Origin of the sequence: Acinetobacter sp. AS167 (genome assembly GCF_037152175.1) — a bacterium.
Taxonomy (GTDB): domain Bacteria; phylum Pseudomonadota; class Gammaproteobacteria; order Pseudomonadales; family Moraxellaceae; genus Acinetobacter.
Map to the genome: position 1 here is coordinate 75,054 of NZ_JBBCMP010000014.1, position 21,377 is coordinate 96,430.

Consider the following 21,377-nt stretch of genomic DNA (forward strand, 5'->3'; position numbering starts at 1 on the left):
AGAATAATAATGAGTGCAATTCAATATGAAAAAAATGCGGATGGTATTGTTATTTTAACGATGGACTCTCCCAACCAGTCTGCAAATACCATGAATGCTGATTTTCGTGTGGCTTTAGAAAATATTGTTTCTAAACTTAAATCTGAAACAGACCTAACAGGTGTGATTTATCGCTCTGCGAAAAAAACTTTTTTTGCGGGCGGTGATCTGGATGAGCTGATCGAGGCCACGCCAGAACATGCCACTGAATTCTTTGATATGACTGCAAAGCTAAAAGGTGATCTTCGTACAATTGATACTTTAGGTGTTCCTGTGGTTGCGGCAATTAACGGAACAGCATTAGGTGGTGGATGGGAAATTGCTTTAAGTTGTCATTATCGTATTGCTTTAAATGATCCTAAAACCAAATTAGGTCTACCTGAAGTAACACTGGGCTTACTTCCTGGCGGCGGTGGTGTCGTGCGTATGGTGCGTTTGCTTGGTTTGCAAAATGCATTCCCATTCCTCATGGAAGGTAAGCAATTTGGAGTAGATAAAGCCAAGTCTCTAGGCTTAGTCAATGAGCTTGCAGATAATGAGCAAGACATGATGAATAAAGCGATTGCTTGGATCAAAGCCAATCCAAAATCACAACAACCTTATGATGTAAAAGGTTATAAAATTCCGGGTGGAGACCCAAAAACCCCTGCAGTTGCTCAAGTTCTCGCAATTGCTCCTGCAATGCTACGTGATAAAACCAAGGGCTGTTATCCGGCGCCTGAAGCGATCATGGCTGCTGCCGTTGAAGGGGCTCAAGTTGATGTAGATACAGCTTTCCGTATAGAGGGGCGCTACTTTACTTACCTTGCAACAGGGCAAGTTGCAAAGAATATGATTGGAACATTCTGGCACGGCTTGAATGCAATCAAAGCAGGTGTAAGCCGACCTAAAAATATTGCCAAGTGGCAAGCGACCAAAGTCGGTGTTCTTGGTGCTGGCATGATGGGGGCTGGTATTGCGTATTCGACAGCAATCAAAGGTATTCAAGTCGTTCTAAAAGATGTATCTACTGAAAATGCTGAAAAGGGTAAAGCATATAGCCAAAAACTATTAGATAAACGTGTTTCACAAGGTCGTATGACCGCTGAAAAACGTGATCAAGTTTTAAGTTTAATTACAGCAACTGCATCCGCAGAGGATTTAAAAGGCTGCGATCTGATTATTGAAGCGGTTTTTGAAAACCAAGAATTAAAAGCCAAAGTGACGCAAGAAGCGGAACAATTTCTTGCAGATGATGGTGTTATGGCTTCCAATACATCAACATTACCGATCACAGGTTTAGCTAAAGCTTCTAAAGACGATACGCATTTTATTGGTCTACATTTCTTTAGCCCTGTCGATAAAATGCAACTGGTCGAAATCATCAAAGGTAAAAATACCTCTGCTGAAACTTTGGCAAAAGCCTATGATTATGTGCAACAAATTGGTAAAACACCTATTGTAGTCAATGATAGTCGTGGATTTTTTACCAGCCGTGTGTTTGGTACATTTGTGCAAGAAGGTTTACGCTTGCTGCATGAGGGTGTGCATCCTGCGCGTATTGAGATGGCTGCACTTAAAGCAGGAATGCCAGTTGGTCCATTGGCAATTCAAGATGAAGTGGCACTCACACTTTCTGAACATGTTGCTAAAGAAACTCGTAAAGCACTTCAAGCAGAAGGTAAAGACTTACCACTTTCAGGCGCAGATGATGTCATTGAAACCATGATTCATACATTTGAACGTAAAGGAAAGGCTGCAGGAGCAGGATTTTACGAGTATCCAGAAGGTGGCAAAAAGCATCTGTGGGATGGTTTAAGTCACTGGAAGAAAGATGTTGATATTTCAGAACAAGAAATGATTGACCGTTTCTTATTTGTTCAGGCTTTAGATACTTTACGTTGCTATGAAGAGAATGTATTGGAATCTGTGATTGATGCCAATATTGGTTCAATTTTTGGTATTGGTTTTGCACCATGGACAGGAGGTGCGATTCAATTTTTGAATCAATATGGTTTAGAGAAAGCTTTAGTTCGAGCGAACACGCTTGAAGCAAAATATGGCGAGCGTTTTAAAGCACCACAAAAGTTAATTGATCAAATTCCACATGGAAAGATTATCTGATTTTATATATTGCTTTAAAAGTTGTAGATGAAGAGTCAATTCTAGGTCAGACAATGATTTAAAAAAGAGGCCAAGCGCCTCTTTTTTTGACTAGATTTAACTTTTAATTAAATAAATGTGTGAGAAAAATAGGCAGAACCCGTTAAGATTGACTACAGCTTGAGTGCAAAAACTCTATTAACATATATAACATAAACGGAGAAAATCAATATTACACAATAGAACTAAAAATTAATATAATTCAATCGATTGGTTTAAAAATATCTAAGTAACTACATCAACTTTTCTGAACTCGCTCGCCATAATGAATAAAAGTTCTTGATGTGGATACAGTTGGGTGCGCTTATCATTGTAGTGATTATCTATTCAATCATTTTTAAGAAACTATCGTTATTGTATCTTATCTCTTCAATAGCATTTATAGTGCCTAGAATATCAGTCCTTTCTTGTCGTTTACATGATGCGTGAAGAGTTGGTGGGTGATACCTGATCGTTTTTATTCCCTTAGGTGTTTGGTATTAATCTACTTGTAAATTTCAGATATCAAGCCTCAGACAAAACTGTGGCAGGCTACAAAGTAATATTTTACATATCAACCAAATGGTCGATAGGTTTAATCATGATAAAAATGGATTGATTGGGTGTGAGATAGTGTTGCTATATTCAAAAAAATAGCAATAATCAAAGAACCGACTAAAGTCTAATATTTCCCTTATAAAAGGATTGGGAATTCACATGGATTTAATACAAAGCAATGGTCAACCCCGTTATGGGCGTTTTAAAGATATTCCAAGTAAGATTAATGTCAATCAATACATCTACAAAACACCGTATGGCAAAGTATTAACTGGTTGGCGTAAACATTTAAAATATAAAAAATTTAAATTTTGTGGTATCCAGCATGAACATTATTCAATTGGTATCGCAATTGCAGATATTGGTTGGGCTGGGCATGGTTTTATTTATATATATGACCATTCTAATAATGACGTTTTTGAATGGAATGCCAATACAATCTTAGGGCGTGGCACAGCTTTAGATGAACAACCTTTATACAGCCAAAGCCACTTTAATAAGTCACCTTTTGAATTTGAAATGCAACATGCGAATGGTGTGCGTTATATTCGAGCGACAAGAAGTGGAGAAGAGCAGTTAAAAGCCCGCATTTTCTGTGCAGGAACAGAACCTTTAAGCTTATGTAGCCCCAACGGCATTAATGGTTGGACCTATACGCAAAAAAAAACAACATTGGCTGTAGAAGGTTTCTTTATCAATAAAAATAAAGTGCGTATAGATTTTAATGAAAAAACATTGGCATCTCTAGATGATACTTGTGGGTTTTTAAGACCAGAAACAGCGTGGTTTTGGCTATCGTGTAACTTTTGGGATACGCAAGGAAATCGTATAGGGTTAAATCTAGCTTCAGGGGTGAATGAGAGTTTTGGCAATGAAAATTGTCTTTGGGTCAATGGTATTCTATACCCAGTTGCAGATGTGCTTTTTGAAAAGTTAGATGTAAACGTGTGGTCAATTCGTTCTTTAGATCATAAATTAAATCTGACAGTGGAAACAGGCTGGCGTAGGTTTGAAAATCTAAATTTACGTTTGGTAGGAAGCCAGTTTAGTCAATGGCAATCACGTATTAGTGGAACTGTAGAATCTGAAATTGGTGAGTGTATTCAATTAAATCAAGTCTATGGTTTGTTGGAACAGCATTATGCTAAATGGTAAAGCTGTTCCGACTCTAAGGTTTTTAATTTTATAAAGCTGCTTTCCAAAAAGCTTCACCGGCTTGAATAGGATCATTGGTTTCAGCCAACACATCTATCCAAACCTGATATTGTCGTATCACAGGATGTTGGCTAGGATGAAAATTAGGCTTAAACCAGTCTAGATATTGTTCACGCATTGCAGATAATTTACCTTGTTTCCCAAAAAACCATGGAATGCCTTTGATAGCAAATTTAGCGCGTTGGAAACGACTAAATCCATCATATTTGAGCATGACATTGGCACGGTAGAAGGTAAATCCAAACATTTGTAAAGTGACAAAGGCAAGCGCAAATTTACGTAAGTTTTCAGGGACTTCTCCAACCTGTTTCATGACATCAAAAGCAACATCTCGATGTTCCATTTCTTCAATTGCATGCCAAGCAAATAGGGCCCGCACAAAAGGATGAACATCGGCTAAAGTTTCCCTTTTACTATAAAAAGTTTCTGCCATTAACGCTGTGAGATGCTCTGCTGCGGCAGTCATAGCAATGTTGTACTGTTTGGAACGATGTTTGAGTATATGTTCGAAATGCGCACTCATAAATTTTACAAACTGGTCAACAGGCATGCCTTGGTGCAGCATTTCTTCATTCATTTTGTCATGTGCAATACCATGCTGTGCTTCCTGTCGAATAAAATCTGTGACACGTTGCTGTAAATTTGGATCGGTAATTTTGTCACGCAGTGCCCGAACACTTTGAATGAAATATCTTTCCCCTACAGGAAAGGTCAAACTCAGGGCATCAAACATACGGGTACGAAAAGGGTCATTATCAAACCAAAAGCGTGGAACTTCATTCAATCTAAAATCTAAATTGCTGCGAACCACAGGATCAACTTGGTGTTTTACATATGCATTCATTGTTTTATTTCTCGCATTATTCAGTTCAAAGCCTTATTCAAGACAGAACTGATCAGTTTATATCAAGACGGCTATAATCCAGCCTGCCAAAATGCTTCACCTGCTTGAATAGGATCATTGGTTTCAGCCATCGTATCGACCCAAACTTGATATTGTCGAATTACAGGGTGTTGACTAGGATGAAAATCTTTTTTAAACCAGTCCAAATATTCACCTTTCATTGCAGATAAAATCCCTTTTTTACCGAAGAACCAAGGTAATCCTTGTGTTGCCATTTTTAAACGTTCTATACGGCTGAATCCATCATGTTTAAGCATGATATTGGCACGGTATAGGGTAAAGTTGAACATCATTATTGTGGTAAAGGCTAAAGCAAATCGACGTAAGTTATCTGGCACCTCTCCAACCTGTTTCATGACATCAAAAGCAACATCACGATGTTCCATTTCTTCAATAGAATGCCATGCCAGTAACGCTCGTACATAAGGATGTGCTTCAGATAGCGTTACTTTATGGCGATAAAATGTTTCTGCCATCAAAGCAGTTAAGTGTTCTGCTGCTGCTGTCATAGCAATATTGTATTGAGGCGAGCGCTGAGTCAGTTCAAATTTAAAAATTTTACTTAAAAACTGGATAAATTGATCAACAGGCATGCCTTGATCTTTCATGACTTGATTCATTTTGTCATGGGCAATGCCATGTTGTGCTTCTTGACGAATAAAATCCGCAACACGTTGTTGTAAATCTGGATCGGTGATTTTATCACGAAATAGACGGACACTTTCAATGAAATAGCGCTCACCATCTGGGAAGGTAAGACTTAGTGCGTCAAATAGTCGCGTGCGGAATGGATCTCCTCCAAACCAGAAGCGCGGTACTTCTTCAAGTTTAAAGTTGAGCTTGGTTCGAACCACAGGATCGACCTGATATTTAACTAATGCATTCATTTTATTTTACTTGCATTGCTGTTGATGAATTCAGTATGTCGGGAATTTGCAAGTTTGTTTTGACAGATATTGCCATTTTTTATACATTTTACGACAAAATGAAAATTTGGAATGTCAGTTTTTTACTTTAATGATCATAAAAGAGTGCAAGACTATGCATGAATTACAGATCCCTAATGGTTATTTTCATCTCTGGCAGATGTATTTGTCTGAACAAGGGATTGATCTTGCGACCCTTGATTTCTTACAAGCGGATGAAAAAAAACATTTAATTGAAATTCTATCGCAGCCGATTGATACACAATCTTCCTATTTCTTCTTTCATCAACTGATTGAAAAAACCAAACAAGTGCTAGATTGTCCTCAGATTGTTTTTGAAATGGCAGAATATGTTCGACCTGAACATTTTGGGGTTTTGGGCTATATGGCATCGCGAAGTACAACTGTCGCAGAAGCGTTACAAAATATTATGCGTTTTAGCCGTTTGGTGATTGATGGTGATGAAGTTATTCCAATGCAAATGCGGCTCAAGGGGGAATATGTACATTTAATTTGGCCCTTTCATCATGAAAAATACATTCTTATAAATGAATTTACCAATGCGTTAATGATGCATCTCGCACGTAAAATTGTACCGCCAAATCAATTTCCATTACATGCGGTGCATTTTGCTCATGCACCACAAATGGCAATGTATCATTATCAAAAGTTCTACGACTGTGAAGTCTCTTTCCATCAACCGCAATACAGTTTTGTCTTAGCCTCAGCAGGTTTAAATTTAAAAATCCAACAGGCAGATCCATCCTTAATGCAGTTGTTGGTCAAGCAGGCAGAGGAGGCCATTGCGTCTAAACCTCGTTATGAAACCATTGCTCAACGCTTACATTTGATTGTGGCGGAATATTTAAAATTAAAACAACAAGCACCAAAAATAGAAGAACTCACTCAAGAACTTCATATATCTACACGGACTTTACAACGACAGTTAAGTGACTTACAGACATCGTTTAAGAAAATTGTAGAAATTGAGCGAATGAAACGTTGTGAATTTTTATTGGAAAGCCAAATGCCATTCAGTGAAATTGCAATGCATTTAGGTTATTCAGATCAGTCTGCTTTAACCAGAGCATATAAGGCTTTTAGTGGGCAAACCTTATTAGAGAAAAAACAAAAGTTGAAGTCAACATAAAAAACCAGTGCAAATAAAGTTAGCTTCAAAAGTCAAGCACCTTAGATCGCGTTACTGCGATCAAAGTGCTTAGTATGATTGTATTTTTTTAATTTATGCACAAAGTGCTGGTTGATCTGATTGTTGAATTGGTTTTTAAAACCCTGATTTAACATGGTTTCAAGTTCTTTTTAACTTAGGAAATCTAAATACGATTGCCAATACTGCAAATATCGCCAATACCCAACAATAATAAATTGAACCAATTAGTTCAACAGGGGACAGTTTGGCAATTGAGCATGCAAGTAAAAGTTGAGCGCCGTATGGAATCAAACCCTGAACCACACAAGAGAAAATATCCATAAATGCGGCTGCACGTTTGGGATCAACAGCATATTCTTTGGCAACTTCTCTTGCCATGTCTCCAGATAAGATGATGGCAACCGTATTATTTGCAACAAACACATTTGAGAAAACCACAAGAAAGCTAATTCCAATTTCTCCCGCATGTTGCTGACCGATTTTAAATCGGCGGGTTAAGGCATAAATATGTTGAATTAACCATTCTAACCCCCCTTCTTTTTGCATAATGGCAGATAAACCACCTAAGAACATAGAAAGTAAGGCAACTTCAAACATACCAACAAAACCATCATAAATAGCGGCATTGTATTTAAGCAGGGTAAATTCAGGATTTTCAATGATGCCAAGACAACCAGAAAGTACTATTCCAATGGTCAGTACTGCAAGCACATGCAAACGTGTAAATGCTAAAAAGAATACGATTACATAAGGCAAAATAAGCCATAGGTTATAACTTTTATATTCAATAGTTTGTGCATGATGGCTGGTCAAAATATAAATTAATATGGTGATGATCGCAGCAGGAAGTGCAATCCAGATATTTACCCGAAATTTATCACGCAGTTCTACATTTAGGCTTCGAGTAGCTGCAATGGTGGTGTCTGAAATCATGGACAAATTATCACCAAACATTGCCCCACTGACCACAGCACCAATTGCATAAATAGGTTGAATATCCGTTGCTTGAGAAAAACCAAAAGCAATTGGTGCACATGCTGCAATGGTTCCCATCGATGTTCCCATTGCTGTGGCAATAAATGCTGAAATGATGAAAAGCATCGGAAGGACAAATTCAGATGGAATAATTGATAAACCAAATTGAACAGTGGAGTCCACACTACCGATTGCACTGGTTACGCTGGCAAAGGCCCCTGCAAGCATAAAGACCATAAACATCAAAATTAAATTGGGATGGCTTGCACCATGCAAAAATGTTTCTATAGCGGCATTGATTTTCCCTCTATACAGCAGGATGGCTAAAATAATTGCAGGAAGAGCAGCAATAGGGGCTTTCACTTGATAAAAAGCAAATTCAGTACCAATGATCGTGTGATAAATACCACTGCCTAAAAAAATGGCTAAAAAAACAATAAGCGGCAAGAGCGCAAGCACGCTGGCTTGCACTTTAGCCTGAGAATGTGTGGTCATAAGAGGAGATAAAAAATCAGAATCCTGACTAGTATAAACAGCTTTTGCAATTTCTGAAAAATAATTAAGTAATGTGGGTGATAAGGTTTTTAGTTATAGGATTATGATTTAACTTTATTTTTTACTTATATTGATATTTTTTCACAAGCTTGAAAATAGGTAGCTTTGATCATTGTCCTCAACTTGAAAATAGCGCTAAATGTATCCATGGGTTGTTTTATTATTTGTGATATAAAACAAGATATGCGAGAGCGACTATGTGACTCTATCCTTTGAGTAAAAAATAGCGTTACAATGCAGTGTCTTGTATTTATACATTTGGATGATTAAACCGTAAATAAATCTATTTTGAGTTTGTTTACTGGCGTTTAATGATCTAAAAACTCCTCAAGTTTGAACAATTCAAGGAATGTACAATCCTATGTCACGTTTAGCCACTCGTTTTGCACAGCTTAAATCTCAACAGCGTAAGGCTTTGGTTTCTTATGTTATGGCGGGTGATCCTCAACCACATGTAACCGTACCATTGTTACATCAAATGGTTGCAGCAGGCGTAGACGTAGTTGAACTTGGATTGCCATTTTCCGATCCTATGGCAGATGGTCCAGTGATTGCACTTGCAGCAGAGCGCGCTTTAGCTGCGGGTACAAATACCTTTGATGCCTTGAATATGGTTAAAGAATTTCGCCAAAAAGACACGACAACGCCGGTTGTTTTAATGGGGTACTTAAACCCTGTTGAAGTGATTGGTTATGAAAAGTTTGTGGCTTATGCGAATGACTGTGGTGTTGATGGGGTACTTCTTGTGGATTTACCACCTGAAGAAGCACAAGATTTAGATGAAGTATTGCAAAAGTACAATATGGATCAAATCTTTTTGCTTGCACCAACCTCTACCGATGAACGTATTCAGCATGTAGTGAAACAAGCAAGTGGCTTTATTTACTATGTGTCTTTAAAAGGCGTAACGGGTGCAACAACATTGGATACAACGGAAGTTGCAGCACGTATTGAAAAAATCAAAACCTTTACCGATATTCCAGTTGGGGTAGGTTTTGGGATTAGTGATGCCGCTTCTGCAAAAGCAGTAGGTCAAGTTGCTGATGCAGTGATTGTCGGAAGTGCTTTTGTCAAACCATTTGCAAATCTTGCACCAGAACAAGCTGTTGAAGCAGCAGTGAATAAAGTCAAGGAGCTTCGAGCCGCGCTCGATGAGTTAGTATGAATCAAGAAGTGAAATCAGGGAAAATCCTCAGCGCAACAACGCCGTGGACAGATCGTACAGTTCCAGGCATTCATATGCCTGACCAACAACAAACACTCAAAGCGACGTTTACAGAACCAACCATTGAGTGCCCTGAATGTCATGCACTCGTGACTCGTACTGCAATGTCTTTCAATGCTTATGTTTGTCCATCATGCGATGAACATTTGAAAATGAAAGCACGTGATCGTTTAAATTGGTTTTTTGATAATGTGACCACTGAACTTGGTCAAGAATTTGCTGCAAAAGATCCTCTGCATTTTGTAGACAGCAAGCCTTATCCAGAGCGTATTAAAGAAGCGCAGGAAAAAACAGGTGAAACTGAAGCCCTTGTGGTGATGCAAGGTCAAGTTAAAAATATTGCAATGGTTGCATGCGCATTTGAATTCGACTTTATGGCTGGATCAATGGGTACTGTGGTCGGTGACCGTTTTGTACAAGCTGCTGAAAAAGCGATTAAAGACAAGCAACCACTGATTTGTTTTGCTGCTTCAGGTGGTGCTCGTATGCAGGAAGGCATGTTGTCTTTGATGCAAATGGCGCGTACCTCTGCGGCGATTCAAAAAATGAAAGATGCGCATCTTCCTTATATCGTGGTATTAACCCATCCTGTGTATGGTGGTGTAACAGCATCATTGGCAATGTTAGGTGATGTACATATTGCTGAACCTAAAGCGATGATTGGCTTTGCAGGTAAACGTGTGATTGAACAAACTGTACGTGAGAAGCTGGAAGAACCATTCCAACGTGCGGAATTTTTGCTTGATCATGGTGTAATCGATCAAATTGTTCATCGTCACGCATTACGTGATACTGTATATCGTATTGTAGCGAAACTGATGAATTTGCCTTGAACAACCAAACAACACCTTTAAATACTGATGATTTACAAACATGGCTCAATTATTGGAGCCATGTTCACGTTACAGGGATTGATTTAGGCTTAGAGCGCGTGATTCCTGTGGCAGAACAACTTGGAGTGATCAATCCCAAAGCCAAAGTGATTACCGTTGCGGGAACAAATGGCAAAGGTTCAACCACAACTACACTCGCTGCGATTCTCAATGCCCAAGGATTGAATGTTGGTTTATACCAGTCTCCACATATTTATCGTTTTAATGAGCGGGTTAAACTGGCTGGACAAGAAGTTGATGATCAAACTTTGATTGATGCTTTTGTTGCGGTTGATCAAGCCCGCCGTATTTGTGATTTATCTTTATCTTTTTTTGAAGCCACAACTTTGGCTGCATTTGTTATTTTTAAACAAAAACAATGTGATGTTTGGGTACTTGAAGTCGGTCTTGGTGGTCGTCTGGATGTGGTCAATGTGATTGATCCAGATGTGGCTGTGATTACCAATATTGGCTTAGACCATACCGATTGGCTTGGCGATACGATTGAAAAAATTGCTTTTGAAAAAGCGGGCATTATTCGGGCAAATATCCCCGTTATTTTTGCAGGTGCACAAGACATACCACAAGCTATACAACATAAAGTACAAGAAACCAATGCTACGCTATATGCGTTAAACCACGATTATTTTTATGATAACTCAGAAGATGGCCAATCTTGGAATTTTGCAAGCTCAGGAACGACTTTAAAACTTCCTTTGGGACACTTGGCACTGGAAAATATTTCTGCGGCTGTCGCTGCAATTTTGGTGAGTGGTTTAACAGTTTCACAACAGGCGATTTCGCAAGGTATCCTGAACGCACAATTGTCAGGGCGCTTTGAGATTAGAAAAATACACGATAAAACAGTAATTTTTGATGCGGGACACAATCCGCATGGTGTAGAATTTTTGTTAAAGCAATTGCGAAAATTCCTAGAATACAATAAACAGTACACAGAAGTTGTCTCTGTTTTTTCAATGTTGTCCGACAAAGATGTAGATTCTGTGGTCAAGTTGTTGAAAAATACTGTATTAAAGTGGAAAATTGCACCATTAACTGTGCCTCGTGCGGCATCATTGGAACAATTACAAACTGCTTTACAGTATGAGACAGTTGAACAGTTTGATTGTGTACAAGCAGCATTTCAATCAGCGCTTGCAGAAACCAATAATAATCAGCTGATTTTGGTGTGTGGTTCATTCCATACCTTAGAAGCGGTCTGGGAGTATTTAGACGAATGTCAATGAATAACAAACAACGCTGGATGGGTGGTGTTGTTTTATTAAGTGGTGGTGTTCTATTGGCGGCATTGCTTCTAAAAGGTAAAGAAGAAATCCACCAAAGCCAAGTAGAGACACAGCCGACAAGCCAAGCTCAGCAAAATAAAGCGACACCTGCAGGTGAGCCTGTACAATTGCAGCCGTTGACTGTCGACGTTGCGACTGAAAAACGTCTGTTAGAAGAGCAGAAGCGTGCCCGTGAAAAAGCGGTTGCTGAACAAGAAGCAAAAGCAGCTGATTTTTTACGTACGCAACAACAGGCAGAAGCAGATGCTGCACGTAAAGCAGCTGAAGAGTATGCCGCTGCAAATGCAAGACGTGGTGCAGCTGCTGCGGCAGCACAGGAAGGGGCTGATATTCCTCCTGAGCTGGTACAGGATGAAAAAGCCAAAGCGCAACAGAAAGCAGCAGAGCAGAAAAAACTTGAACAGCAAAATGCTCAATTAAAGCAAAAAGCCGATGCTGAAAAAAAGTTAGCTGAGCAGAAGCGTCAAGCTACCGCAGAAGCAGATAAAAAAGCCGCTGAAGACAAGAAACGTAAATTAGAAGAACAACAAAAAGCAGATGAAAAACGTAAGCTAGATGCTGAAAAGAAAGCTGCTGCTGAGAAAAAGCAAGCGGAAGACAAGAAAGTAGAAGCGGATAAAAAACATAGAGCACAAGAAGAAGCAAAGAAAAAAGCGGAAGCTGAAAAAGCACGTGATTTGCTTGAAAATGGTGATAAGCAATGGATGGTACAAGTTGCGCTTGCCGCCAATGAAGCCAATGCAGATGCTGTCGCTGCTAAACTACGTGCCAAGGGCTACAAAGTGACTAAGAGTCCAACCTCAAAAGGTATTCGTATTATGGTTGGACCATCGAAAGATCGAGAGACTGCTGATTCAGCACGTAAGAAGATCAATTCTGATGCGAGTCTAGGCATGAAGTCGGCTTGGGTAATCGAGTGGGTACCTCTAGACCGACGTTAAACGCTATGAATTAGGTCTTTGTGGTTAAAGATGGATTCGCGAGTTGCTCACGGATCCATTTTATATTTTCAGGGGTAAAAAGTTTTTCAATATTGCCCCAGATTGGATGGAAGCCATAACCGCCATGCTTCATTTCATTTAAAGCATCCTTCACAGACCAGTTCTCAAAAATAATTCGGTACATTGCAACACTTGCCCCAGTACGATCAGAACCATGATAGCAATGGATTAAAACCTTCTGGTTTTGGGCTTTTGCGATTTGAATTGTTTTCATGACATTGAGTAGATCATGACGATCAATTGCCCAAGTATTGATCGGGATATGAACCAATTGAAAGTTTTGTTTTGAAAAGACGGTTTTATCTTTATTGCGACTTCTTAAATTAATAACGACATCAATATGATTGGTTTTTAACTCAGGAATAAGTTCAGCACTGGGTTGTTCACTACGAAAAACGGTGTCACTGATTCGATAAAAATTATACTGTGGAGCAACAATAGTTCCCCATTGTTTTGGGCGCTCATGATCTGGAAGTGCAGCTGTTGTCATACATGCTGAAAGCTGTACGCTGAGTGCGAAGATAGTGGTATAACGTAATAATTGAGATTTAAGCATGTTTTAAATATCGGTCTAGTTCAACAGGATCGTGGGCACAGATAATTTCAATTTTTGCTTTATTCTGTGCAAGCTGTTGCAGTTGTGATAATGTTTTTAAGCGCAATGTATTATCTTCTGCTAGGAGATATTCAATTTTGTCGAGCGCGCGTAATTTATTCTTAGGGTTGAGTTCTAGATGATTAAAATAAGCATCGCCACAGAACAATAACCATCTCTCTTGTTGTTTGATCGCTATACCGCAATGTCCTACAGTATGACCGACTAAAGGAATTAATAAAATTTCATCATTGAAAATATTAAAACCTTGAACTTTTTGGAAGTTAAACCATGCTTCGCCATTTATAGGTTCAAGAAAATTCCAGTAGCGATGATTTTTAAATTGTTGTGGTCGATAGCGCAATTTATTCATGACTGAAAGTTTTTGTGCAGCATTAAACTCACTGGATAAGATGTGAACCGTGGCATTGGGAAAGTCTGAAATACCACCTGCATGATCTAAGTCTAAATGGCTGACCAAAATATGTTGAACATCGGATGGTTTAAAACCCAATTGTTGAATTTGAGAAATGGCTGTGAGATTGAAATCAGCTTGTATGCCACTTATTTTAGTAAAAGCTTTACCTAAACGTGTTTGTGGGTGAAGGTAGTCTTGCATCCCAAAACCGGTATCGACCAAAACAAGCCCCTTGTCTGTTTCAATCAATAGGCAATGACACACCATTTTTCCATACAAACCTTTTTGTCCGTATAGTGGTGCACACATCGGACACATGGTTCCACAATGTAAATGATGTACCTTATAAATCATAATTAAGCATTTGTTTTTAGGATTGTGCTTTGTTTATAAACTGAATTGAGAAAAATACCAATCTAAAAATACAATTGTTGTGTTTAATAGAGCTCAAATCACAGCTCATGGAATGAAGATTTTTAAGCGTTTACGTGTTGAAAAACCAGAGCCGTTGTTTCCCCAGATTGAAACAATATAAGTTTCATTTTTTAATAGGCACGGTTTTACTGTGGGGTGTTGAAATGCGCTTCCCCAAATACTCAGTTCATCATTGATCCCTTTTTTGAGTCTGATCTGTTGCTTATTATTTGCTTGATGAATGCTTACTTGATGAGTATTAATCTTTTGCCGATCTGCAGGGTAAAGAATGTGAGGGTGTTCAATTTCACAAATAAAGGTATGATTTTGTATAGATTGAATTTTTAGTTTATTGAAACCTAAATAATACTCACCTAAGAAAATGTTTTCTAAAATGATTTCATGCTCTTCATGATAAATACGAACATTAGGTGATTTAATAAAGGGATAACTGATAAGTAATCCAAGAATAATGACCAAGACATAAAGAATTTTTTTCATATTTAATCTAAGTTTTAAAGATGTTGAATAATTTTATTTTTTTCAAGGACATGTTCGATAATTAAATAGCACAGCTCTATTAAACAAACATTTCGAGTTTCAAACTGCAAGACTAAGTGTTTTAGTTCTTTGACTACTAGATAGAACTGAAATTTTTTTGCTAAGGGATTTTTTAGCGAAAGAGACATGTAACACAGTAACTTGTGATTCAGGTGTCCAAGGCTTTTCAACAAATAAAATTTGATCATTTTGTACGTTATTAATATTTAATAACGTGGTGAATAAATCCATCGCATCTTACTTCTATCAAGCCTTGATTCTTTAATCACGTATCAGCGATTAAATGCAGTTTGGAGCTTACTCAAAAGCGCTTACATCGCCTACACCACGACGAATAATTTCAGGGTTCGCTCCTGATAAATCAACGATACTAGTGGTGGTTAAGGTACCTAAACCACTGTCAATAAACACATCAATACGTTTTTCCAGTAATTGTTCAATATCGTAGGGATCATCCATTGGTGCATCTTGACCAGGTAAAATCAAAGTACTGGTCAGTAAGGGTTCTCCCAACTCTTTTAATAGTATCTGACAGACGGGATTACTTGGAACACGTAAGCCGATAGTTTTTTTCTTGGGATGCATCAAGCGTCGTGGAACTTCACTGGTTGCGGGTAAAATATATGTGGTTACGGCTGGGGTATTGGCTTTAAGTAGACGATACATTGCATTGTCTACTTTGGCATAGGTTGCAATATCAGATAAATCTGCACAGATAATCGCGTACTGATGCTTTGCCCCTAGACCGCGGATCTGAGCAATACGCTCCATTGCACTTTTATTTCCAATTTGACAGCCGATTGCATAAGCGGCATCAGTTGGGTAAACCACAACATCACCTGCTCGAATTCTTTCGACTGCTTGGCTGATTAAACGTGGTTGAGGATTGTCAGGATGTACTCTTAAATGCAGCATATTTATTCTCCTGATTTATTGTTAATTCAATTATTACTTGGGAAAGTAAATCGTTGCAATCAATGTTTTAAAAAAATTACGGGTTTAATCAAGATCGTTACGATTAAATTCAGTGCTTTGTAATGTTTTGCCACCTCGAGTACATAGACAAATACACTGAATTAAATGTTTTGCATCGCGTGGAAGTTTGGCTTTACCCGAAAAAAATTCCTGAACTTGTACATAGACATTGTCTTTAAATGTCGAGCCGTCACCACCTTCACCAGTCAGATTATCCAGCGAAACTCGAAATTTTCGTCCAAATGCTTTGGAAAATAACCATTCAATGGCTTGAGGCTTGATTTCAACTTGCTCAAATAAGGCTTGTTGTTCAGCTGTACGACCATCGGGTGCATACCAGTAACCGAGATCAGGCAATAAACGGCGTTGTTCTCCGGCAATGCTCCAATGACTGATTTCATGCAGAGCACTGTTGAAAAAACCATGTGCAAACTGAATACGGGCAGGGCTGTGTTCGCTAGCAGGGAAATACTCTGGTTCAAAATCACCACGAACAAGCGTCACATTTAGGTGGGAAAACCAGTGATTAAAGTGTAAGATAAGCCAATCAACGTGTTGTACTTCTGTTTGTAAGTTAGCCCATGATAAGCGTTGCACATCGGCGGCTTGCAATGTGTTTTCAGAAGTTGAATGCGTATTGAATTGTAATGAAGTAGTGACTTCAGGTTGCGGCTGCAACTGATGCATGGCTTGTATTACTCAAGAGATCTGTCTAAATAAGTACAAAATTGTATCTTAATCTTTGACAGAGTACCTATGAATTTGTAGAATTGCCGCCTTAATTATGTCAGCAAATACCTTTCCGGCACAGATAGAGCCGTTTAAATGGGCTGAACAAGGCTTTACATGGTCAGGTACCCTGCCATTGTCTCGCTTTGTTCGTATTTCCCGTGAAGCTGTTGGATCAATTGATGATCAATTGATCAATATAGACTGTAAGCTATCAATGGATGCGTATCATCGTATTGTTTGGCTAGATGGTCATGTAGATACTAAAGTTCCAATGGAATGTCAGCGTTGTCTGGATTCTGTTGAAATTACACTAGTTTCTGATTTCCATTTAGCTTTAATAGATGATGAGTCACTGATAGAGCGCTTGGATGAGGATGCTGATTTCATCGTACTAGGTGAAAGTGAAGCAACAATTAAAGGGGATTATTTAACCAATACTCCTGCAACTGTTGATTTACTTGCACTTTTAGAAGATGAATTGTTATTGTTGATGCCTCTGTCTCCTAAGCATGATGCTTGTGAACATAAGCACCAACCAGCCGTTCAGGACACTGTTGAAGAAAAACGGGATAATCCGTTTGAAGTTTTGGCAGGTTTGAAGGGTAAACTTAACTAAATTTTGTGTTATACTGTTAAGTTAAGACAACCGAATTTGTTCTGATCCATTTTTTCGATTTGTAAGGAGCCATCATGGCCGTTCAGCAAAACCGTAAAAGTCGCTCTCGCCGTGACATGCGCCGTTCACATGACGCTTTAACCGAGAATGCACTAACTGTAGACCAAACTACTGGTGAAACTCACCGTCGTCACCATGTGACTAAAGATGGTTTCTACCGTGGTCGTCAATTATTCGCTAAAGCAGCTGATGCTGAATAATTGGTAAGTATTAAGCGCAAGCTTAGTAAAAAATGGGAGCGAAAGCTCCCTTTTTTTGTTTTGAATGACTGGTTTTTTTGTTGTATTTCGCAATTAAATTAATTTTTTTTTAATGTAAAATTGCGCCATCGGAAACGATCAAGATTAAATAAGGGACTTTTTATATGTCTGCCAAACGATTCGAACAAGCAGCTCAAGCAACAAAAACTGCATTTTTGTTTCCAGGTCAAGGTTCACAAAAAGTGGGTATGCTTGCTGAACTTGCAGAACAGTTTAGTGGTGTACAAGAAACCTTTACTGAAGCATCAGATGCCATCGGTTTTGATTTATGGCACATTGCACAAAGCGGTGAAGGTTTAGATCAAACTGAAAATACCCAACCTGTTTTATTGACAGCAAGTATTGCTTTATGGCGTGTATGGTTAGATCTTGGTGGTGTTGTACCAAAATACCTCGCAGGTCATTCATTAGGCGAATACAGTGCTTTAGTTGCTGCAGAGTCGATGACTTTGGCAGATGCAGTCAAGTTGGTAAATTTACGCGGTAAATTGATGCAAAGCGCTGTGCCTCAGGGGCAAGGCGCAATGGCCGCCATTCTCGGTCTAGATGATGCGAAAGTACTTGAATTGTGCGAGCAAGCCAATGTGCAAGGTCGTGGTTCTGTTGAAGCTGCAAACTATAATGCGCAAGGTCAAGTTGTTATCGCAGGTGACAAAACTCTAGTCGAAGCTGTCATGATCGTTGCGAAAGAAAACGGCGGTAAAGCAATTGCATTACCTGTATCTGTACCATCACATTGTTCTCTAATGAAACCTGCTGCTGTACAGTTTGCAGAAGCTTTGGAACAAACTGCCATTGAGCTACCAAGCATTCCTGTAATACAAAATGTCAATGCTGGAATCGCGACAGATACAAGCCAATTGCGCTTAGCGTTAACAGCACAGTTGTATCAGTCAGTACAGTGGACTAAAACCATGCAATTCATTCAAGACCAAGGCATTCAGTATGTTGCTGAATGTGGTCCAGGGAATGTATTGGCGAATTTAGCAAAACGTTTACCAAATATCGAAAAAGCATTTCCACTCGATACACAAAGTCGTATGGAAGATGCACTGAATGCTATCTTAGTGGCTGAAGGGAAAATTGCATGACACAAGAACGCAAAGTCGCATTAGTGACAGGCGCGAGCCGAGGGATTGGTGCTGCCATCGCTCAGCAATTAATTCAAGATGGTTATTTTGTTGTAGGTACAGCAACATCGGCAGCGGGTGCAGAAAAACTTTCAACAGTTTTTGCTGAAAATGGTGCTGGTGCATTACTAGATGTACGTGATGGTGCAGCAATTGATGCATTGGTATCAGACATTGAACAAAAATATGGTTCAGTGATGATACTGGTGAATAATGCTGGAATTACCAAAGACAATTTATTGTTGCGTATGTCTGAAGAGGATTGGGACGATATTCTCAATATCCATCTAAAAGCTGTATTCCGCTTATCTAAACGTGTATTGAAAGGTATGACCAAAGCTCGCTTTGGGCGCATTATCAATATTAGTTCTGTTGTTGCACATTTTGCTAATCCAGGGCAAGCCAACTATTCTGCTGCAAAAGCAGGGATTGAAGCTTTCAGTCGCAGTCTCGCAAAAGAAATGGGAAGCCGTCAGATTACAGTCAACTGTATTGCACCAGGTTTTATTGCAACAGAAATGACTGAGCAGTTGAGTGAAGATATTCGCAAAAAAATGAGTGATCAAGTTGCGTTAAATCGATTTGGTCAACCAGAAGATATTGCAAATGCAGTAAGTTTTTTGGCTTCTGACAAAGCCAGTTACATTACAGGCACAGTATTACACGTAAATGGTGGTTTATACATGGCGTAATGCGATGTATAAACTTTGAAAAAAGTAAATATTCAATTAAACTATCAGGCAATTAAAAGCCGCCACAAGCAATGAGGAGAATTCCTGTGAGCGATATCGAACAACGCATTAAACAAGCTGTTGCAGAACAATTAGGTATCAAAGCTGAAGAAATCAAAAACGAAGCATCTTTCATGGATGATTTGGGTGCTGATTCTCTAGACCTAGTAGAACTTGTTATGTCTTTCGAAAATGACTTCGACATCACTATTCCAGATGAAGATTCTAACGAAATCACAACTGTTCAATCAGCTATCGACTATGTAACTAAAAAACTTGGTTAATGTGTTGATTGTATAACACGGTGTTGTTATACGTAAAAAGACCACCTTTGGGTGGTTTTTTTACGCCTGAAGTTAGGGTTTCGAGCGAATCTTTGATTGGCGATGACTCAACCATTAATAACAACTAAATAAGTTTAAAATCAAAACATTGGTTACATATCGTTACCTTTTTATCACCAATGACAACGCACATCCTGATACTTTTTAGCTATAAAAATAGAGTTCGTAAATTTGTATAACAGTTCACAGTAATACATTCTCAGTAAAACAATTTTCAATAATGATATGGAGTACTAAATATGGGTCTTTTTGATTTTATTAAAGGAATTGGTAAGAAAAATACAGCACCAGCTGAGCCACAAGCAGCACCAGCAACGCCATCAGAACCATCTGCACAAGAAATAGCCAATAAGTTATTGGGACACATTAAAGCGTTAGGTTTACCAGTAACAGGACTTTCCGTAAGTTATAACGGTGCTTCTGATTTGGCGACAATTCATGGTCAAGTACAAACTCAGGCAGATAAAGAGAAAATCATTCTTGCTGTGGGAAACATTGATCATGTTGCGCAAGTTGATGACCAAATGACAGTTGCAACACCTGAACCTGAAAGTAAGTTTTATACGGTTAAATCAGGTGATAATTTGTCTAAAATTTCAAAAGAATTTTATGGTGATGCCAACCAATATAATAAAATTTTTGAAGCGAACCGCCCTTTGTTAAAAAATGCGGATGATATTTTCCCAGGACAAGTTTTACGTATTCCTGCATAATATTTGTTCGCTGATCTTTGATCATAAAAGGCACTTCGGTGTCTTTTATATTTTTTAATGATTTTATTGTTGTTTGAAGTGTTTTTTAAAGTGTATTGAAAATATTTTTTTATAACAAAAGGATGTAAAAAAAGATCACATAAAATTGCTATGTGATCTTTTGAAGTTAATCGCTTTATTCTAAAAAATTCAATATTGTATATTATTTATTGGGTTGTGGAGTAAGACGAAGATAGGGCTTAACCGCCGTATAACCTTTTGGGAAGCGTTGCTTCAGCTCCGCTTCATCTTTGATCGACGGGATAATGACCACATCTTCACCATCTTGCCAATTTGCAGGTGTGGCAACTTTATAATTGTCAGTCAGTTGTAATGAATCAATCACACGTAGAATTTCTTTAAAATTACGTCCAGTTGATGCAGGGTAGGTAATGATTAAGCGAACTTTCTTATTGGGATCAATAATAACTAAAGACCGCACGGTGAGAGTTTCACTGGCATTTGGATGAATGAAATCATACAGCGTCGACACCTTACGATCTTTGTCTGCAATGATTGGAAAGTTTACAGTGGTATTTTGCGTTTCATTGATGTCGTTGATCCAACCTTTATGCGATTCCACATCATCCACTGAAAGGGCAATGGCTTTTACCCCCCGTTGTTCAAACTCATCTTTTAGTTTTGCGGTATAACCCAACTCAGTGGTACATACTGGCGTATAATCGGCAGGGTGTGAGAATAAAACCCCCCAACTGTCGCCCAAGTAATCATAAAACTTAATTGGACCTTCACTAGATTCCTGAGTGAAATCTGGTGCAATGTCACCTAATCGTAAAGTCATTTTGAAACCTCAATATCTAAAAATGTTGTTTGTTATTTGGCTCGTCCAAACTACTATTACCCAGTTTTTTTATAATTAAAAATAGTGTTTTTGTATTTCTTTATGAAGAAAATAGATA

The 21,377-nt window shown here is 38.6% G+C and carries 22 protein-coding genes; 13 read left to right on the forward strand and 9 right to left on the reverse strand.

From position 1 onward, the window contains the following. Positions 1–9: 9 nt before the first annotated feature. Together WFN33_RS17800 and WFN33_RS17805 are read left to right on the forward strand one after the other, a co-directional pair. Positions 10–2,142, forward strand: coding sequence for a 3-hydroxyacyl-CoA dehydrogenase NAD-binding domain-containing protein (locus WFN33_RS17800; RefSeq protein WP_336954362.1), 2,133 nt, complete (start codon positions 10–12; stop codon positions 2,140–2,142). A 735-nt stretch (positions 2,143–2,877) separates the two neighbouring features. Beyond that, a complete protein-coding gene (locus WFN33_RS17805; RefSeq protein ID WP_336954363.1) occupies positions 2,878–3,873 on the forward strand; it encodes a DUF2804 domain-containing protein in 996 nt (331 codons plus the stop codon). A 28-nt stretch (positions 3,874–3,901) separates the two neighbouring features. Here WFN33_RS17805 and WFN33_RS17810 read toward each other — a convergent pair whose 3' ends face one another. Both WFN33_RS17810 and WFN33_RS17815 read right to left on the reverse strand, forming a co-directional pair. Beyond that, positions 3,902–4,777, reverse strand: a complete 876-nt coding sequence (locus WFN33_RS17810) for a metal-dependent hydrolase (protein ID WP_336954364.1) — start codon at positions 4,775–4,777, stop codon at positions 3,902–3,904. A 71-nt stretch (positions 4,778–4,848) separates the two neighbouring features. Beyond that, entirely contained in the window at positions 4,849–5,724 is an 876-nt protein-coding gene (locus WFN33_RS17815; RefSeq protein WP_336954365.1) for a metal-dependent hydrolase, read from the reverse strand. 154 nt (positions 5,725–5,878) lie between these two features. Here WFN33_RS17815 and WFN33_RS17820 point away from each other — a divergent pair, with 154 nt between their 5' ends. Further along, a complete protein-coding gene (locus WFN33_RS17820) occupies positions 5,879–6,913 on the forward strand; it encodes an AraC family transcriptional regulator (RefSeq protein ID WP_336954367.1) in 1,035 nt (344 codons plus the stop codon). A 159-nt stretch (positions 6,914–7,072) separates the two neighbouring features. Here the strand turns inward: WFN33_RS17820 and WFN33_RS17825 are convergent, their stop codons facing one another. After that, on the reverse strand, positions 7,073–8,404 hold the full coding sequence (locus tag WFN33_RS17825) for a Na+/H+ antiporter NhaC family protein (protein ID WP_336954369.1): 1,332 nt from the start codon (positions 8,402–8,404) through the stop codon (positions 7,073–7,075). 421 nt (positions 8,405–8,825) lie between these two features. On the opposite strand from WFN33_RS17825, the gene trpA reads away from it, so the two are divergent. From trpA to WFN33_RS17845, 4 genes are read left to right on the forward strand one after another with little or no spacing between them, the layout of a single operon-like run. Beyond that, positions 8,826–9,629, forward strand: coding sequence for a tryptophan synthase subunit alpha (gene trpA / locus WFN33_RS17830; RefSeq protein WP_336954370.1), 804 nt, complete (start codon positions 8,826–8,828; stop codon positions 9,627–9,629). Beyond that, entirely contained in the window at positions 9,626–10,522 is an 897-nt protein-coding gene (accD, locus tag WFN33_RS17835) for an acetyl-CoA carboxylase, carboxyltransferase subunit beta (protein WP_336954371.1), read from the forward strand. Before trpA ends, accD begins: the two co-directional genes overlap by 4 nt. After that, complete coding sequence (gene folC / locus WFN33_RS17840) at positions 10,519–11,808, forward strand: bifunctional tetrahydrofolate synthase/dihydrofolate synthase (protein WP_336954373.1); 1,290 nt, start codon at positions 10,519–10,521, stop codon at positions 11,806–11,808. The genes accD and folC overlap by 4 nt, the downstream gene beginning before the upstream one ends. Then, positions 11,799–12,809 carry an SPOR domain-containing protein gene (locus tag WFN33_RS17845; protein ID WP_336954374.1) on the forward strand — a complete coding sequence of 337 codons (1,011 nt, stop codon included), beginning with the start codon at positions 11,799–11,801 and terminating at the stop codon, positions 12,807–12,809. Before folC ends, WFN33_RS17845 begins: the two co-directional genes overlap by 10 nt. 10 nt (positions 12,810–12,819) lie before the next feature. On the opposite strand, the gene WFN33_RS17850 is transcribed toward WFN33_RS17845, so the two are convergent. The 5 genes from WFN33_RS17850 to WFN33_RS17870 form a co-directional block, all read right to left on the reverse strand. Further along, the gene (locus WFN33_RS17850) at positions 12,820–13,425 is read right to left on the reverse strand and encodes a dual specificity protein phosphatase family protein (RefSeq protein ID WP_336954375.1); all 606 of its coding nucleotides are present in this window, start codon (positions 13,423–13,425) and stop codon (positions 12,820–12,822) included. Further along, the gene (locus tag WFN33_RS17855) at positions 13,418–14,236 is read right to left on the reverse strand and encodes an MBL fold metallo-hydrolase (protein ID WP_336954376.1); all 819 of its coding nucleotides are present in this window, start codon (positions 14,234–14,236) and stop codon (positions 13,418–13,420) included. Before WFN33_RS17855 ends, WFN33_RS17850 begins: the two co-directional genes overlap by 8 nt. A gap of 105 nt (positions 14,237–14,341) precedes the next feature. Next, positions 14,342–14,797, reverse strand: a complete 456-nt coding sequence (locus WFN33_RS17860; RefSeq protein ID WP_336954377.1) for a hypothetical protein — start codon at positions 14,795–14,797, stop codon at positions 14,342–14,344. Positions 14,798–15,154: 357 nt separating this feature from the next. Continuing rightward, a complete protein-coding gene (locus tag WFN33_RS17865; RefSeq protein WP_336954379.1) occupies positions 15,155–15,772 on the reverse strand; it encodes an L-threonylcarbamoyladenylate synthase in 618 nt (205 codons plus the stop codon). Positions 15,773–15,856: 84 nt separating this feature from the next. Next, positions 15,857–16,519, reverse strand: coding sequence for an elongation factor P hydroxylase (locus tag WFN33_RS17870; RefSeq protein WP_336954380.1), 663 nt, complete (start codon positions 16,517–16,519; stop codon positions 15,857–15,859). Positions 16,520–16,616: 97 nt separating this feature from the next. Between WFN33_RS17870 and WFN33_RS17875 the strand changes: the two genes are divergently transcribed. The 6 genes from WFN33_RS17875 to lysM all read left to right on the forward strand — a co-directional run bounded on the left by WFN33_RS17875 (position 16,617) and on the right by lysM (position 20,418). Then, positions 16,617–17,180, forward strand: coding sequence for a YceD family protein (locus WFN33_RS17875; RefSeq protein WP_336954381.1), 564 nt, complete (start codon positions 16,617–16,619; stop codon positions 17,178–17,180). 74 nt (positions 17,181–17,254) lie between these two features. Beyond that, positions 17,255–17,440: a 50S ribosomal protein L32 gene (rpmF, locus tag WFN33_RS17880; protein ID WP_004723964.1), complete on the forward strand. Its 186-nt coding sequence runs from the start codon at positions 17,255–17,257 to the stop codon at positions 17,438–17,440. Positions 17,441–17,604: 164 nt separating this feature from the next. After that, on the forward strand, positions 17,605–18,591 hold the full coding sequence (fabD, locus tag WFN33_RS17885) for an ACP S-malonyltransferase (protein ID WP_336954383.1): 987 nt from the start codon (positions 17,605–17,607) through the stop codon (positions 18,589–18,591). Further along, complete coding sequence (gene fabG / locus WFN33_RS17890; protein WP_336954385.1) at positions 18,588–19,322, forward strand: 3-oxoacyl-ACP reductase FabG; 735 nt, start codon at positions 18,588–18,590, stop codon at positions 19,320–19,322. Before fabD ends, fabG begins: the two co-directional genes overlap by 4 nt. Before the next feature lie 86 nt (positions 19,323–19,408). Beyond that, positions 19,409–19,645, forward strand: a complete 237-nt coding sequence (gene acpP / locus WFN33_RS17895; RefSeq protein WP_004723957.1) for an acyl carrier protein — start codon at positions 19,409–19,411, stop codon at positions 19,643–19,645. Positions 19,646–19,944: 299 nt separating this feature from the next. After that, the gene (gene lysM, locus WFN33_RS17900) at positions 19,945–20,418 is read left to right on the forward strand and encodes a peptidoglycan-binding protein LysM (protein ID WP_336954387.1); all 474 of its coding nucleotides are present in this window, start codon (positions 19,945–19,947) and stop codon (positions 20,416–20,418) included. A 202-nt stretch (positions 20,419–20,620) separates the two neighbouring features. On the opposite strand, the gene WFN33_RS17905 is transcribed toward lysM, so the two are convergent. Beyond that, positions 20,621–21,259, reverse strand: a complete 639-nt coding sequence (locus WFN33_RS17905) for a peroxiredoxin (RefSeq protein ID WP_336954388.1) — start codon at positions 21,257–21,259, stop codon at positions 20,621–20,623. Positions 21,260–21,377 lie beyond the last annotated feature (118 nt).